Annotated in this window: 17 protein-coding genes and 1 pseudogene; 12 read left to right on the top strand and 6 right to left on the bottom strand. The window is 52.5% G+C overall.

Annotated elements, in window-relative coordinates; genetic code table 11:
* Window positions 1–8 precede the first annotated feature (8 nt).
* Window positions 9–257 carry a hypothetical protein gene (locus tag AACH41_RS09655; protein ID WP_338657615.1) on the top strand — a complete coding sequence of 83 codons (249 nt, stop codon included), beginning with the start codon at window positions 9–11 and terminating at the stop codon, window positions 255–257.
* Window positions 254–706, top strand: coding sequence for a YdbL family protein (locus tag AACH41_RS09650; protein WP_313988421.1), 453 nt, complete (start codon window positions 254–256; stop codon window positions 704–706). The genes AACH41_RS09655 and AACH41_RS09650 overlap by 4 nt, the downstream gene beginning before the upstream one ends.
* A 90-nt stretch (window positions 707–796) precedes the next feature.
* Here the strand turns inward: AACH41_RS09650 and AACH41_RS09645 are convergent.
* The 3 genes and pseudogenes from AACH41_RS09645 to AACH41_RS09635 form a co-directional block, all read right to left on the bottom strand.
* A pseudogene (locus AACH41_RS09645) lies at window positions 797–1,261 on the bottom strand (outer membrane beta-barrel protein); the annotation flags it as partial.
* Between the two features lie 33 nt (window positions 1,262–1,294).
* Window positions 1,295–1,447 carry a hypothetical protein gene (locus tag AACH41_RS09640; protein WP_338654786.1) on the bottom strand — a complete coding sequence of 51 codons (153 nt, stop codon included), beginning with the start codon at window positions 1,445–1,447 and terminating at the stop codon, window positions 1,295–1,297.
* Between the two features lie 318 nt (window positions 1,448–1,765).
* Entirely contained in the window at window positions 1,766–1,891 is a 126-nt protein-coding gene (locus tag AACH41_RS09635) for a hypothetical protein (protein WP_313988418.1), read from the bottom strand.
* Between the two features lie 48 nt (window positions 1,892–1,939).
* Here AACH41_RS09635 and AACH41_RS09630 point away from each other — a divergent pair, with 48 nt between their 5' ends.
* Complete coding sequence (locus tag AACH41_RS09630; protein WP_313988415.1) at window positions 1,940–2,419, top strand: hypothetical protein; 480 nt, start codon at window positions 1,940–1,942, stop codon at window positions 2,417–2,419.
* A gap of 121 nt (window positions 2,420–2,540) precedes the next feature.
* Here AACH41_RS09630 and AACH41_RS09625 read toward each other — a convergent pair whose 3' ends face one another.
* Window positions 2,541–3,236, bottom strand: coding sequence for a hypothetical protein (locus tag AACH41_RS09625; protein ID WP_338654783.1), 696 nt, complete (start codon window positions 3,234–3,236; stop codon window positions 2,541–2,543).
* A gap of 289 nt (window positions 3,237–3,525) precedes the next feature.
* On the opposite strand from AACH41_RS09625, the gene AACH41_RS09620 reads away from it, so the two are divergent.
* Complete coding sequence (locus AACH41_RS09620) at window positions 3,526–4,314, top strand: 3'-5' exonuclease (RefSeq protein WP_338654781.1); 789 nt, start codon at window positions 3,526–3,528, stop codon at window positions 4,312–4,314.
* On the opposite strand, the gene AACH41_RS09615 is transcribed toward AACH41_RS09620, so the two are convergent.
* The gene (locus tag AACH41_RS09615) at window positions 4,311–4,799 is read right to left on the bottom strand and encodes a hypothetical protein (RefSeq protein ID WP_338654780.1); all 489 of its coding nucleotides are present in this window, start codon (window positions 4,797–4,799) and stop codon (window positions 4,311–4,313) included. The genes AACH41_RS09620 and AACH41_RS09615 overlap by 4 nt on opposite strands.
* Before the next feature lie 67 nt (window positions 4,800–4,866).
* On the opposite strand from AACH41_RS09615, the gene rlmD reads away from it, so the two are divergent.
* The gene (gene rlmD, locus AACH41_RS09610) at window positions 4,867–6,240 is read left to right on the top strand and encodes a 23S rRNA (uracil(1939)-C(5))-methyltransferase RlmD (protein WP_338654778.1); all 1,374 of its coding nucleotides are present in this window, start codon (window positions 4,867–4,869) and stop codon (window positions 6,238–6,240) included.
* 70 nt (window positions 6,241–6,310) lie between these two features.
* The gene (locus AACH41_RS09605; RefSeq protein ID WP_338657596.1) at window positions 6,311–7,711 is read left to right on the top strand and encodes an ABC transporter substrate-binding protein; all 1,401 of its coding nucleotides are present in this window, start codon (window positions 6,311–6,313) and stop codon (window positions 7,709–7,711) included.
* A 6-nt stretch (window positions 7,712–7,717) separates the two neighbouring features.
* Here AACH41_RS09605 and AACH41_RS09600 read toward each other — a convergent pair whose 3' ends face one another.
* Window positions 7,718–8,413: a VIT family protein gene (locus AACH41_RS09600; RefSeq protein ID WP_313988401.1), complete on the bottom strand. Its 696-nt coding sequence runs from the start codon at window positions 8,411–8,413 to the stop codon at window positions 7,718–7,720.
* 156 nt (window positions 8,414–8,569) lie between these two features.
* Between AACH41_RS09600 and AACH41_RS09595 the strand changes: the two genes are divergently transcribed.
* The 6 genes from AACH41_RS09595 to nagZ are packed head-to-tail and all read left to right on the top strand — an operon-like array spanning window position 8,570 to window position 13,682.
* Window positions 8,570–9,058, top strand: coding sequence for a L,D-transpeptidase (locus AACH41_RS09595; RefSeq protein ID WP_194748195.1), 489 nt, complete (start codon window positions 8,570–8,572; stop codon window positions 9,056–9,058).
* On the top strand, window positions 9,051–9,962 hold the full coding sequence (gene nikB / locus AACH41_RS09590; RefSeq protein WP_194748194.1) for a nickel ABC transporter permease: 912 nt from the start codon (window positions 9,051–9,053) through the stop codon (window positions 9,960–9,962). Before AACH41_RS09595 ends, nikB begins: the two co-directional genes overlap by 8 nt.
* On the top strand, window positions 9,959–10,756 hold the full coding sequence (locus tag AACH41_RS09585; protein WP_338654770.1) for an ABC transporter permease: 798 nt from the start codon (window positions 9,959–9,961) through the stop codon (window positions 10,754–10,756). The genes nikB and AACH41_RS09585 overlap by 4 nt, the downstream gene beginning before the upstream one ends.
* Entirely contained in the window at window positions 10,753–11,445 is a 693-nt protein-coding gene (locus tag AACH41_RS09580; protein WP_338654769.1) for a queuosine precursor transporter, read from the top strand. The genes AACH41_RS09585 and AACH41_RS09580 overlap by 4 nt, the downstream gene beginning before the upstream one ends.
* 39 nt (window positions 11,446–11,484) lie before the next feature.
* A complete protein-coding gene (locus AACH41_RS09575; RefSeq protein WP_338654768.1) occupies window positions 11,485–12,612 on the top strand; it encodes a class I SAM-dependent methyltransferase in 1,128 nt (375 codons plus the stop codon).
* A gap of 23 nt (window positions 12,613–12,635) precedes the next feature.
* Entirely contained in the window at window positions 12,636–13,682 is a 1,047-nt protein-coding gene (gene nagZ / locus AACH41_RS09570) for a beta-N-acetylhexosaminidase (RefSeq protein ID WP_338654767.1), read from the top strand.
* Window positions 13,683–13,723 lie beyond the last annotated feature (41 nt).

The raw sequence follows: 13,723 nt of genomic DNA, 5'->3' as shown, positions 1-13,723 counted from the left end.
TTCGCGTGATGGGTAGGCAACAACAAAACACGGTTCAAAGGCACAGCGTCGTTTTCAAGCGTTTGATACTCAGCCTGGCCATGCTGCTCAGTGCATGTGTCACCATTAATATTTACTTTCCCGCCGCTGCCGCTGAAAAAGCGGCTGACAAGGTGATTGATGAGGTCTGGCAACTGCCAGCCAGCTCGACCGCACCGACCCCGCCTGCGACGACTCAAGACTCTGTGTCACCCTCTGTTCAGGAGATCAAACCATGATCCATGCACTGTTTAATGCGTTGTGCCGTTATCGTCAGTCTGCAATCTCTGTGCTGACTACCATTTTGCTGGTTGCCGCACCGACTGCCGCACTGGCAGCCGCAGATTTGGATATCAACACGCCTGCACTGGCCGCAGTTAAAGCCAGCATGCAAGCGCGCCATCCGCAATTACTGCCTTACTACCAGTCAGGCGCAATTGGCTTTACCGCGGATGGCTATATTGCCATCAAAGAGGCTAGCGGAGTGCCATTATCACAACGTAACATGGTCACCAGCTTGGTCAATCAGGAGAACAATGATCGCACCCAGCTCTACCAGGGCATTGCTGCCGCCAATGGTCATCCAGAATGGACAGGCGAGATTCAGCGCACCTTTGCCCAACGCTGGATGGATAAAGCGCAAGCGGGCTGGTTTGTGCAGAAGGATGGACAGTGGCTTAAGAAATAAGCGGTCTGAACATGCAAAAGCCGAAATGGAAAGCTCCATTTCGGCTTGATTGTTTTGTGCAGACGATGTTAGCCGCCTGCCAGCAGAAGCTTAAAAGTGATACTGGAAGCCCAGAGACAACAGGTTCAGGTGTGAGTCACTGTCGCCAGCCACTCTGCCATAGTAGGCATAGGTCGCTTTAATATCGACCACTTGATTGATCGGATACTTGTAGCCAAAGCCGGCGACATAGCCCCAGCCTTTATCGTTTACTGAGCTACTTCCTACATTGTTACCCGCCGATGCGCTAATACGTGCATCCAACTCTGAGTAAATGGCACCCGCTTTAACAAAAAAATTGGGGAATTGGCTAGGGCTGAATAAGCCTGATAACTCAACGCCTTTGGCATCGTATTTGATGCTCGCTGATCTGATGTTATCAGAGGCGTCGATTTTTTCTTTAGTGGTCTTGAAGTACGCAAGTTCCAGGGAAAGATTTTCATTGACGCTATAGCCCGCAAATATCCGTCCTGCGCCTGCATTTCTATCCTGTTTTACCGAGGGGGTTGTGCCAAACTCATCAAACCACGCTTCCTTGAAGTCACGTGTTTAATTTTTTTGTCGAAGGTAAGCGACATCCAAACCAAAATAAAACGGTGTTTGTTGCAAGCCATGCTGACTTTCTGGCTCAGCGGCACTCACAGCGCTGGCGGTTGACATCAGCAATAGTCCCAAGAGAGAAGTTGTACGCAATAGTTTCATAGAAGTGCCTTTACGGTCTGATTGAGGAATGATTTGTTTTTTTGTGACTTTAGCAGAAAAGGTTAAATTACGTAACTTTTGGTATGACTATGTTTGTAGGTCTGGGCTGTCACAAATCGGTCATCTAAGACCAAAGAGAGATAAAGTGTCAGGATGGTGCATAAAGCCGCGCTAAATGACTAAAAAGGCAACTTATCTACTGCCATAGATGGTCACAGTGGTGCTGTGGCTGCACAGGCCGGCTCAAAATGACCACGATGCTTATTTTTGGCTTGCCTCGTGGTGAACCGTAGGTATGTCATCAATCAAATCAATTGCTTAAAGCAAATCACCACTGCCAATAGCGCCCCCAAAGTGTGCCGCATTGAACAACTCCGGCAGGTTGCTTCTCTCATCTAGATTGAGAACAAACAGGTAAAAGTCATTGATTTCAGTTTCAGGCATGTTCATTGCATACAATCAAAGTGCGTGTCCCAATGAAAGGAGTTTGTTGTGCCAACTAATCTTTTCGTTCTACCCCGTCTGGGTGAAAGCATTCATCAGCAAGACCTGGGGATTTACTACATTCTGAATCATCACACCGGTCGGGTGCGATCATTGATCCAATTAGCGCGCGAAAACGTGCACTGGTATTTGATGCAGCTGCAACCGATTGCGGATGGACTGGATTATCGCTGGTCGGTGCTGTCGCGTGAGCAAGACTGCGCGCTCAAGGCCGCCTCCGACAAGCAAATTGCACATTACTTTTCCAAGCCTGAATACACTGAACCCTCTGGTGCATGGCAAGTCATGCGCAATGCGCACTTTGGCTTTGGTAAATTCACGCCGATGGCCGCGCCCCAGGAAGTCAGTTACGCGATTCTAACGTTTGACGGTGAAGAAATGCAAACGCCTATCCGATTGCATAAAGCGCCTGCGGAATGGCTGGAGGAAGATTCTGAGACGGATATTATGCAACTGGAATTTGCCTGATCGCGCTTTAATCAGGGGGCAAGCTTGATTCCAAATTATCGGAATCAAGCGACAACTACCACCATTACAGAGTCTCTCACAGTGGTAGTTGCGGTGGATCTGGGGCCAGATGCTGTTATCTCTAAGCCTCAGTGCTGACGACGTTCCCTGCTGGACCACGATTTTGCATGTTGGAGGATAAGGCCTGCAAAAAGCCACTCAAGCTGGCATTGCTGCTACTGCCACCGAGTGCGCTAACCAGTGACTGAAAACTGCTCTCCAGCGCACTGTTCTGGTTTGTTGATCCACTGGAGGTCGTGTTACTGGCCGTTGTGTTGCTGGAATCACTACTTGTATTTAAAGCGCTAATCAAGCTTTGTAGTTTTGCTTCCATATCTTGTTTGCCATGGCCGCCGAAATGACGGTGTACGCCTGCTGTTGTGTTGGCATCAACACTCGTCTTGTCTGTACTGTCACTCGTACTTTCTGTATTGGTGCCAGCCGTCCCCTGTGATTGCAGGGCGCCCATCAGGTTTTGTAAAAAACTGCTCAATGCATCACTGGCATCTGTACTCGTGCTTGTTGTGCTACTTGTATCTGTGCTCTCTGTGCTGGTACTTGCACTGTTAGTCCCCTGACTGCCGAAGAGAGATTCCAGACCGCCTGAAATGCCAGCACTTTTCAGCGCTGCGTCTATCGCCCCCAAAAATCCGCCGCCATCCTTACCTTGTTTGTCGCCATCTGGGGGCGGAGGCGGCGGTTGCATGCCATTACGCTGCCCCACTTGCGAAAGCGATTGAATGTAGTTGTTACTGCCGATTGAACTGATAGATGTCATGATGAGTACTCCGTAAGTTTTTAAAGGTTCAGGGCTCAAGCATTGCTTCCTGGCAATGCTCTTGTTGACTGAACGGATACAGAGTAATACGGCATCTCTAGGTTTGATAGACTGAAAAAACATAAAAAACCTTTATAAATCATATATTTAAATGTATCAATTGATACAAAAGTGCACTGATTGTATCTTTTGATACAAACGCAGTCTTTTTTCTACAAGCTGACTGCATAGATTGCTGTCAGCACTGGCGCTGTGCTATTTTAAAAGCGACTCTTTAACAGGAAATCCGATGCTTAGTTTGGTGTTTGATATTGAAACGATTCCCGATGTTGCCGGGATCCGCCAGTTACATGATCTGCCAGCCAGTTTGAGTGACGACGAGGTGGCGAATATCGCTTTTCATCAGCGGCGCCAGCACAATGGCACGGAGTTTTTGCCGCATCATTTGCAGCGCGTGTGTGCGATTTCCTGCGCCTTGCGTGAAGGGAACCAATTTCGTGTCTGGACGCTGGGCGATGAGCAAGCCAGTGAAGCTGAAATTATCCAGCGCTTTTTTGACGGGATTGAAAAATACACCCCTAACCTGGTGAGCTGGAATGGGAGTGGTTTTGATTTGCCGGTGCTGCATTACCGCGCCATGGTGCATGGCATTGCTGCGCCACGCTATTGGGATCTGGGCGAAGACGACAAGGATTTTAAATGGAATAACTACATCAGCCGTTATCACATGCGCCATCTGGATTTAATGGATGTACTGGCCATGTATAGCGGACGTGCCAATGCCCCACTGGATGACATGGCCCAGCTGTGTGGCTTTCCAGGCAAGCTTGGCATGGATGGCAGCAAGGTTTGGCAGGCCTATCTTAACGGTGAAGTCAAGGCGATCCGCGATTATTGCGAAACGGATGTTGCCAATACGCATTTGGTGTACCTGCGCTTTTTAAAAATGCGTGGGCATTTGAATGAGGCCGGTTACCAGTCAGAAATCCAGCTGGTGCGGGATACGCTGGCAGCCTATCCTGGCGAACACTGGCAGCAGTTTATGGCTGCCTGGGACGCAATGGATTCCACTGTTTAAGGCGTCGCTGTCGGTGCGGGTTCTTCAGCGCTTTGATCGTCAGTCACCGGCTCGACAGTATCCTCATCAATCTTGTTTTTCCAATTAAGAATGATGCGTTTAGATTTTTTTGCGTCGTGCACAAAACGGTAGCGCTGCTCGCTACCCAGATAGCTGGCAACCGCCTGATATTTGCCACTCGGCAAGTTGAGCAACAGTCTCGGTGCGGCATGGTCTAGCGTAAATACTTCCTGATTTTTACTGTCCAGAATGGCCAGCTGGATATCATCAATGACGCGACCCGCCTTGCCCTCGGAAAACAGAAAATACAAATTGAATTGTTTTTTAAAGGCTTCCATGGCCTCTACTTCTTCTGAGCCTATGCCGCCAGTGACGTATTGCACCCCATGCACATCCTGCTGGATGGAAATCTCATCGGCATGGCACACCCCGGCCGCGAATAGCGAGAGGCAGATGGCGGGTGAAAGGCAATATTTTTTTAACATGGTGACCTCCTCATTTTGATTAGACCTTGAAACGATTGTATGCCCAAATCAGGTAAAATAACAGGTTATGAGAAATAGCCGTCAACGATCATCCAATTTATCCCCCGCTGCCAAGGCAGCGCAAACTCCGCGCCGTGCCAGCATTGAATCACTCGACCAGGAAGGACGGGGCGTTGCCCATGTCGATGGTAAGGTGATTTTTATCGAAGGGGCCCTGCCATTTGAAGAAGTCCTGTTTGTTTCGCACCATGTCAAATCGACTTATGAGCTGGCGACCGCGACTGAGGTGCTGAAAGCTTCGAGTCAGCGCGTAACCCCAGGCTGTGCTTATTTTGGCATTTGCGGTGGCTGTGCCATGCAACATCTGGAGTTTTCGGCACAGGTCGCAGCCAAGCAACGCATGCTGGAAAATGATTTATGGCATATTGGCCGCGTCAAACCAGCCAAGATTTTACCGCCTATTCAGGGCACCCCTTGGCACTACCGGCACAAAGCCCGTTTACGCGTGCGCTATGTCGAGAAAAAGGGTGGGGTGCTGGTGGGCTTTAATGAAAAGGGCAGCAGCTATGTCACTTTTATGGACAGCTGTGAAGTCCTGACCCAACCGGTGTCGGATTTGATCTTGCCGTTGAAAGCGTTGATTGGACAGCTCTCAGTTAAACAGTCGCTGCCACAGATTGAACTGGCGGTAGGTGAAGATGCTACGGTACTGGTGCTACGCATTCTGGAAGCGCTGACCGAGGACGATGTGGCCTTGCTGAAAACCTTTGAAGAGGCGCATGGTGTGCAAATGTGGACGCAAACCAAAGGTCCCGACACGGTCAAGCCTTTGTTTGATCATGGCGATAAATTGCACTACAGCCTGCCTGAGTTTGGTTTGGAGTATCCCTTTAATCCGACGGAGTTTACGCAGGTCAACCCTGCCATCAACCGCGTCATGATCCGTCGTGCCATGCAGTTGTTGCAGCCGCAGGCGGGTGAGCGTATCGCCGATTTTTTCTGTGGGCTCGGTAATTTTACCTTGCCGATTGCGCGCAGTGGCGCCACGGTATATGGGGTGGAAGGTGCGCAGGCGCTGGTGAAGCGGGCGATTGAAAACGCAGGCCTCAATGGCGTGACCAATGTCGAGTTTGCCGAGTCTGATCTGTTTGATATGACGCCTGAGTCATTATTGGCCTTGGGCGCGTTTGACAAATGGCTGATTGATCCACCGCGTGATGGTGCGATTGAACTGATCAAGGCATTGCCCGAGGCTGAGGATCCGAATGACAGTCACGCGCCCTCGCGCATTGTTTATGTCTCTTGTAACCCTTCCACGCTGGCACGCGACGCTGCCATTCTGACTCAGGTCAAGGGTTACCGCTTAGAGGCGGCCGGGGTGATGAATATGTTTCCGCATACGGCGCACGTTGAATCGATTGCTGTGTTTGAGAAGGATTGATGTGCTAGCTGTTCCTCTGCGCTGGCTCAAGCTGGCGCACCTTTTGGCGTTGATCTGTTTAGGGGTAGGGGTGGCCAGCTGTCATTCCTCCAATGCACCGAATACACTGGTGTTTGCAGTGGCGCAGGCGCCACTCAATCTGGATCCGCGCTATGCCACCGATGCGGCTTCAGAGCGGGTCAATCGCCTGGTTTATCAGCGTCTGGTCGAGTTTGATGCGGCTTCACACGAGGTCGCCGGGTTGGCTTCGTGGCAGCAACTGGATGCCCTGCATTACCGTTTTCACTTGCTGCGGGCCCCAGTATTTCATGATGGCCAGCCCTTGACGGCTACCGATGTGAAAGCGACGTACGATAGCCTGCTCACACTCAAAGACTCGCCCCATACTGCCGAATTCAGGCATATTCGCAACATTAGCACCCCGGATGCTAAGACCATAGACTTTACGTTGGCGCATGCTGATCCCCATTTTGCGGCGCGTATGATTGTCGGCATCCTCCCCGCACGATTAATTGCGGCTGCGCATGACTTTAGCCATGCGCCAGTGGGCAGTGGGCCGTTCAAGTTCGATGGCTGGTCATCTGCGCTGGTGCTGGAGCGATTGGGAGATGGACTCAAGGTGCGCTTTGAAGAAGTCAAAGACCCGAATGTGCGCGTGCTCAAGCTCAAGCGTGGTGAGGCCGATTTGATTCAGGGCGATTTACCGCCTGAGCTGGTCAAGTATCTGCAAACACAAGCGAATATCACGGTGAATACCGGGGTGGGTGCCAATTACTCTTATCTGGGCATTAATGCCCAGGCAGCTTTTTTAAAGGATGCGCGCGTGCGGCAAGCGATTGCGTATGCGATTGATCCTCAGGCCATCATCGATAAAGTCATGGTCAGTCAAAGTCGGCAAGCCAGTGCTATCCTGCCGCCCGAGCATTATGCGGGCAATGCGCAATTGCAGCCATATCATTACGATCCTGCTCGCGCCAGGGAGTTATTAGCAGCTGCCGGGGTCAAGCTGCCGTTGACGCTGATCTATAAAACCAGCACAGACCCGCAACGGGTGCGGCTGGCGACGATTTTGCAGGCACAGATGCAAGCCGCAGGCATAGACTTGCAAATCAAGAGCCTGGATTGGGGCACTTTTTTTGCCGATGTGCAAAAAGGCAATTTTCAACTTTACGGCTTAACCTGGGTGGGCATTAAAACCCCGGAAATCTACGGCAAAGTCTTTGGTTCCAAGAGTATTCCGCCCACAGGCTTTAACCGAGGGCGGTATCAGGATGCCCAACTGGATGCCTTGCTGGAGAAAGAAGACTGGCCTGCCGTCACGCAACGTGTCCACCAGCAGTTGCCCGTGATTCCACTCTGGTATGAAGGTCAGTTTGCCGCCTATCGAGGATCAATTAAACGCTATACCCCGGCGCCGGATGGCAATTGGGATGGGTTGACCAAAGTGGCTTTTCACGCTGCGCCACATTAAGCTTGCTTAAACCGGGGCCTGAACACCAAACCAGTGGCCAATCAGCGCCGTGGCGACCATCGCCAGCGCGCCCCAGATCACCACGCGGATGACGCTTTTGCTGACACTGGCCCCGCCAGTACGTGCGGCCACCATGCCTAGCAAGGCCAAAAATGGCAAGTTGCTGAACATCAGCCACGACTGCACTTGTGCATGCGGGGCGATCAGCGTGGTCAGCAATGGCAATAGCGCCCCGCTAGAAAAGGCTAATGCGGAGGCAAATGCGGCTTGCAGTGGTTTAGCCTGGTTGATGTCATGCAAGCCTAATTCGTCACGCGCATGTGCCCCTAAAGAATCATGTTGTGACAGCTCCTGGGCGACCTGTTTTGCCAGCGCAGGCGACAAACCGCGCTGGATATAAATGCCAGTGAGTTCGCGTAACTCGCTTTCAGGGTTTTGTGTGAGCTCTTGCGCCTCACGCGCTAGGTCGGCCTGTTCAATATCGGTTTGCGAGCTCACCGAGACATATTCGCCCGCAGCCATGGATAGCGCCCCCGCGACCAGCCCGGCAATGCCCGTCATCATTAATGCCTGTTGCGCAGTCCCTGCTGCTGCCACGCCCATCAGCAAACTGGCGGTAGAGATAATGCCATCATTGGCGCCTAATACGGCTGCACGTAACCAGCCACTGCGCTGTAAAAAATGTTTTTCATGATGTTGCATGGCGCACCTGTACGATTGAGGGGTTGCGATAGAGGGTAGAGTTTAAAAGCATTGGTGCAACGATTGTAATGCAATTTATATTGCCCCAGACGCTCGACTTGCAAATCTGCGGTCAACGGCCATGCAATTGCGATTAAATGGCTTAGAATAATAACTATGCATATTGATATTTCAATTCCGGCGCAAACGCTGACCTTGTTTGATGATCAGGGCCAGCCGCGCAAACAGTACGCAGTGTCAACGGCGGCGAATGGGGTAGGCTGTGTCAAAAACAGCGGTTGTACACCGCTAGGTACCCATATTGTTCGCGCCAAAATTGGCGAGGGCGCGCCGGAAAACACCGTATTCGTTGGCCGCCGGCCCACGGGAGAGATTTTTACACCAGCCTTGAAACAGGCGTTTCCTGAACGTGACTGGATTCTGACCCGCATTTTATGGCTCAGTGGTACCGAGCCAGGTAAAAACCGCCTCGGAGAAGTAGACACCATGCAGCGGTATATTTACATTCATGGCACGCCTGACAGCACCGAGCTCGGCAAGCCCGGTTCGCACGGCTGTGTACGCATGCGTAATACTGACCTGATTGAGTTATTTGATCTGGTGCCTGTGGGTACCCCAGTCCATCTGCACGAGGCGGATGATTAAGCGTTTATTGACATTGCTGCCTGTGGTACTCGGGGTGCTCTGCCTGACATTCCTGCTACTACATCTGGTGCCGGGCGATCCGGTGGATGTCATGCTGGGCGAGTCTGCCAGTGTGGCCGACCGCGAGGCACTCAAAGCAGAACTCGGCCTGAATCAGCCAATGCGGCAGCAGTTTTTGCAATATACCGCCCATCTCTTGCACGGTGACTTTGGTGTCTCCATACACACGCATACCGATATTTCAACCTTGTTGCTGCAAACCTATCCAGCGACCATGCTATTGGCGGTGTCGGCCTTGTGCATAGGCATCAGCATTGGTGTTCCGCTGGGCGTTTGGTCTGCACTCAAGGCAGGACATTGGCAAGACATGATGATCACCTTGTTCAGTATCCGTGTCGCGGCCATGCCGGCATTTTGGCTAGGACCGTTACTCATGCTGGTGTTTGCCGTCTGGCTGGGCTGGTTGCCCGTGAGCGGGATGGAAAGCGCGGCAAGTGTAGTGTTGCCCGCGCTGACTCTGGGCTTGGGCTTAAGTGCCATTCTCACGCGCATGACACGCACCAGCTTGCTCGAGGTCTTGCATGAAGACTATATCCGCACGGCGCGCGCCAAAGGCTTAAGTGAGCAACAAGTGATCCTTAAACATGCCCTGCGGGCGGCCTTGTTGCCGCTGGTGACCATTGTTGGTCTGCAAATGGGCAGTTTGCTGGCCGGGGCGGTGATCACAGAAACCATTTTTGGCTGGAATGGCGTCGGCCGCCTGCTGGTGGATAGCATAGAAAAACGCGACTACCCGGTGACGCAAGCCTGTGTGCTGGTGATTGCCTTGAGCTATGTACTGATTAACCAGGGCACAGATTTGGCCTATCGATGGCTGGATCCTCGCACGCGAGGTCAGGCATGAAGACCTTTTCGCTGCTGACCCTGGCGTTTTGGCTGCTGGCGGTACTACTTGGTCGCCTGGTCGAGATGAACCCCAACCAGATTGATCTGGATGCGATTTTACAATGGCCAAGTGCACAACACTGGCTGGGGACTGATGATCTGGGCCGTGACATTCTGGCGCGCGTATTACATGGCGTAGAAGTGTCATTCATGGTGACGGTGATCGTGACGACCATGACCATGGCGATAGGACTGACGATAGGCTTGCTGGCCGGGTATCATGGCGGCAGGCTGGATGACGTACTCATGCAAATCACCAGTATTTTTCTGGCGTTTCCCGGGATCTTGCTGGCGATTGCGTTTGCCGCCGTGCTGGGTGCGGGTCTCAATAACCTGATCCTGGCCTTGTGTCTGACCGGCTGGGTGACCTACGCCAGACTATCGCGCGGGCAAGCTCTGGCACTACGCCAGCGCCTGCATGTGCTGGCGGCTGAGTCATTAGGTGCTGGCGCATGGCGTATCATGTTGCGCCACATCTTGCCGCTATTGCTGTCGATTTTAATGGTTGAGGCTGCCTACAGCATGGCCAGTGTCATGATTGCCGAAGCTTCGCTGTCCTTTCTTGGCCTGGGGATTCAGGCCCCGGAAGCCTCCTGGGGTGCCATGTTGCGTGATGCGGTGCGCTTTATGCTGGTCGCCCCCCATTATGTGTTGACCGTAGGCCTGTGCATGATGAGCCTGATCCTGGCAATTAACTTGGGGGGGGATGTCTTGCGGGACAAGCTGGATGTGCGTCAGGGAGTGCAAGCATGAAAAAACAATACCGTTATTACGACCTCATTATGGCCGCATTTGCGGTTGTGCTGGTTTGTTCCAACCTGATCGGTCCCGGCAAAATCACCGAAGTCCATGCGCCGTTGCTGGGTGCGCTTACATTCGGCGCGGGCATCATGTTTTTCCCCATCAGTTTTATTTTTGGCGATATCCTCACTGAGGTGTATGGCTATGCCGCCTCGCGCCGCGTCATTTGGACCGGTTTTATCTGCCTGGCTTTTGCCAGCCTGATGGCCTGGGTGATTGTGGCCTTGCCACCCGCCCCGGACTGGCATGATCAGGCGGCCTATCAATCTGTGTTTGGTTCGACTGCCCGCATTGCGCTGGCCTCGCTGGTGTCTTTTGTGGCTGGTGAGTTTGTGAATTCCTTTGTCATGGCCAAAATGAAAGTGTTGACCAGTGGCCGCTGGTTATGGAGCCGCACCATAGGCTCGACCATTTTTGGCGAGGCGGTTGATACCATGTTATTTTTTCCGCTGGCCTTTTATGGCTCAGGCGAATTCCCAGATGCCATGATGCCGCAAATTGTGCTGGCGCAATTTACGGCCAAAGTGCTGGTAGAAGTCGCTTTTACGCCCGTCACCTATAAAATCGTCGCTTTTCTCAAACGGGCAGAAAAAGAAGACTATTACGATACCCATACCGACTTTAGCCCGTTTAAGCTTTAAACTGGCTACCTTTGACAACTTCTGATTATCGGAACCCCATTGACCCTGATTAACTGGTACGAAAAAAACAAAACACAAGCCGCTGACTGGCAGTCAGAAGCGGGTAACCCTGCGCCCAAAGCCGTGGTGATTGCAGACGACACCACCAAAGCGGATGAAGCCTACCGTCTGGCGTGTGAGGGCACCGCCTTGCTATATCGCGGTGACTTTCAAAACGCCAAGCAATTGCTGCAAGCGATTACGCGGCGTGTAGACCGGAAACCAGTGAAGCCAGCGGCTAGCCTGCTGGAAGCATTTCACCAGCATCGCGCGCGCCAGATCGGTCGTGCCAATATTACGAATAAAGTATTAATCGAGCTTAAATATGGTGCCTGCGATTTACCGCGTGCGCCAGACGTCAAAGCGGCTGTGCAGGCGGCTTTGATTGTGGATGACAACACAGGCAAACTGCCTGCAAGGCTTGTGCTCTCATTGCGTGAGTTGCTAGGCATGGTGGGCGCGCATGAGTGGCGTAAAAAAGGCGTGCCGATTCATGCGCTGAATGCCAATATACATGCGCATTACGGGGTGTATTCGCCCGTACGTGGTGAGTATCTCGACCTCATTGACCAGGCGCCGCTTAATAGTCCGCAGGTGGCCTGGGATATTGGTACCGGCACGGGGGTGATTGCCGCCATTTTAGTGGCGCGGGGCGTCAAGCAAGTCGTCGCAACGGACAACCAGCCGCGTGCATTGGCGTGTGCCACCGAAAACATCCAGCGGTTGAATATGCAAAGCAATATTCAAGTCATGCAGGCAGACTTGTTTCCAGCGGGCAGTGCGGACCTGATTGTCTGTAATCCTCCCTGGCTACCTGCCAAAGCGAATGCGCCGATTGAGCATGCCGTGTATGACCCCGAAAGCAAGATGCTGAAAGGCTTTTTAAGTGGCTTGAAAGCGCATTTAAATCCTGAGGGCGAAGGGTGGCTGGTGATGTCTAATTTGGCTGAGCAGATTGGCTTGCGCCAGCCTGAGGCCTTAAATACATGGATCCATGAAGCAGGGATGCAGGTGGTCGACAAGCTGGATATTGCGCCAACACATGCCAAGGCCAGCGATCAATCGGATCCGTTATATGCTGCCCGTGCCAAAGAAGTAACCAGTCTTTATCGGTTAAAATGCGCTTGAATTTTGAATAATAGGAATTTGTTATGTCTTTAGGTCCCGTCATGCTGGATGTGGTCGGCAAGGAACTCACCGCCGACGATATCCGCCGCTTGCAACATCCGCTAGTCGGCGGGGTGATACTGTTTGCGCGTAACTTTGAGAGTTGCGCGCAGCTCAAGGCGCTCACTGCCAGTATACATGCGGTGCGCCAGCCGCCGCTGCTAATTGCCGTGGATCATGAAGGCGGCCGGGTGCAGCGCTTCCGAGAAGGCTTTACCAAAATCCCGCCCATGCGCGAGTTTGGCCATATTTGGGACAAACACCCACGCAAAGCGAAAGAGCTGGCGGTTGAGGCCGGGTATGTGCTGGGCGCAGAGTTACGGGCGCATGGCGTGGATTTCAGCTTTACGCCAGTGCTGGATATGGACTATGGCGACAGCCTGGTGATTGGGGATCGCGCGTTTCACCGTGATCCGCAGGCGATTAATGAGTTGGCGTTTAGCCTGATGCAAGGCCTTAAAAAGGCTGGCATGGCTGCGGTGGGCAAACATTTCCCCGGGCATGGTTTTGTGGTGGCAGATTCGCATGTGAGCATTCCGGTGGATGACCGCGAGTTTGACCAGATTGCACAAAACGACATGCAGCCGTTTGTACGCATGATAGACGAGGGCTTGCATGCGGTGATGCCCGCACATGTGATTTATCCCAAGGTCGATGATAAACCGGCCGGGTTCTCGTCCCGCTGGCTGCAAAAAGTGCTGCGTGAGCGCTTGGGTTTTAATGGTGTGATTTTCAGTGATGACTTGAGTATGGAGGGCGCCACCGTGGCAGGCGACGTCACTGCACGAACCATGGCTGCCTTGAACGCCGGGTGCGATATGGTGTTGTTATGCAACCGCCCGGACTTGGCCGATGAGTTGTTAAGCAAGCTAGAGTGGAAGATTTCTGCACAAAGTATTGCACGCCTGGCACGTATGCATGGCGGTCATCATCCGCAGGACATGGTGGCGTTACGTGAGTCTGCGGCCTATGTAGAAGCGGTCAAGCGTGTGGCCATGGTCGGTCAAAAAGAGGCGGATTTGTTTGCTTGAAGCCGGATGGTTGCGGTAAGCTAGACAATTATTGATGACAA

The sequence above is a fragment of the Methylophilus sp. DW102 genome (genome assembly GCF_037076555.1).
In the GTDB taxonomy this organism is placed as follows: domain Bacteria; phylum Pseudomonadota; class Gammaproteobacteria; order Burkholderiales; family Methylophilaceae; genus Methylophilus; species Methylophilus glucosoxydans.
Note: the sequence above shows the minus strand (reverse complement) of the source record. Positions and strands in the feature narration are given on the sequence as shown.

Bases quoted from the DNA above. Each gene is read 5' to 3' on its own strand.
- AACH41_RS09655 (WP_338657615.1), top strand. From the start codon at position 9: ATGGGTAGGCAACAACAAAACACGGTTCAAAGGCACAGCGTCGTTTTC.
- AACH41_RS09650 (WP_313988421.1), top strand. From the start codon at position 254: ATGATCCATGCACTGTTTAATGCGTTGTGCCGTTATCGTCAGTCTGCA.
- AACH41_RS09640 (WP_338654786.1), bottom strand. From the start codon at position 1,447: ATGAAACTATTGCGTACAACTTCTCTCTTGGGACTATTGCTGATGTCA.
- AACH41_RS09635 (WP_313988418.1), bottom strand. From the start codon at position 1,891: ATGCCTGAAACTGAAATCAATGACTTTTACCTGTTTGTTCTCAATCTA.
- AACH41_RS09625 (WP_338654783.1), bottom strand. From the start codon at position 3,236: ATGACATCTATCAGTTCAATCGGCAGTAACAACTACATTCAATCGCTT.
- AACH41_RS09620 (WP_338654781.1), top strand. From the start codon at position 3,526: ATGCTTAGTTTGGTGTTTGATATTGAAACGATTCCCGATGTTGCCGGG.
- AACH41_RS09615 (WP_338654780.1), bottom strand. From the start codon at position 4,799: ATGTTAAAAAAATATTGCCTTTCACCCGCCATCTGCCTCTCGCTATTC.
- rlmD (WP_338654778.1), top strand. From the start codon at position 4,867: ATGAGAAATAGCCGTCAACGATCATCCAATTTATCCCCCGCTGCCAAG.
- AACH41_RS09600 (WP_313988401.1), bottom strand. From the start codon at position 8,413: ATGCAACATCATGAAAAACATTTTTTACAGCGCAGTGGCTGGTTACGT.
- AACH41_RS09595 (WP_194748195.1), top strand. From the start codon at position 8,570: ATGCATATTGATATTTCAATTCCGGCGCAAACGCTGACCTTGTTTGAT.
- nikB (WP_194748194.1), top strand. From the start codon at position 9,051: ATGATTAAGCGTTTATTGACATTGCTGCCTGTGGTACTCGGGGTGCTC.
- AACH41_RS09585 (WP_338654770.1), top strand. From the start codon at position 9,959: ATGAAGACCTTTTCGCTGCTGACCCTGGCGTTTTGGCTGCTGGCGGTA.
- AACH41_RS09580 (WP_338654769.1), top strand. From the start codon at position 10,753: ATGAAAAAACAATACCGTTATTACGACCTCATTATGGCCGCATTTGCG.
- nagZ (WP_338654767.1), top strand. From the start codon at position 12,636: ATGTCTTTAGGTCCCGTCATGCTGGATGTGGTCGGCAAGGAACTCACC.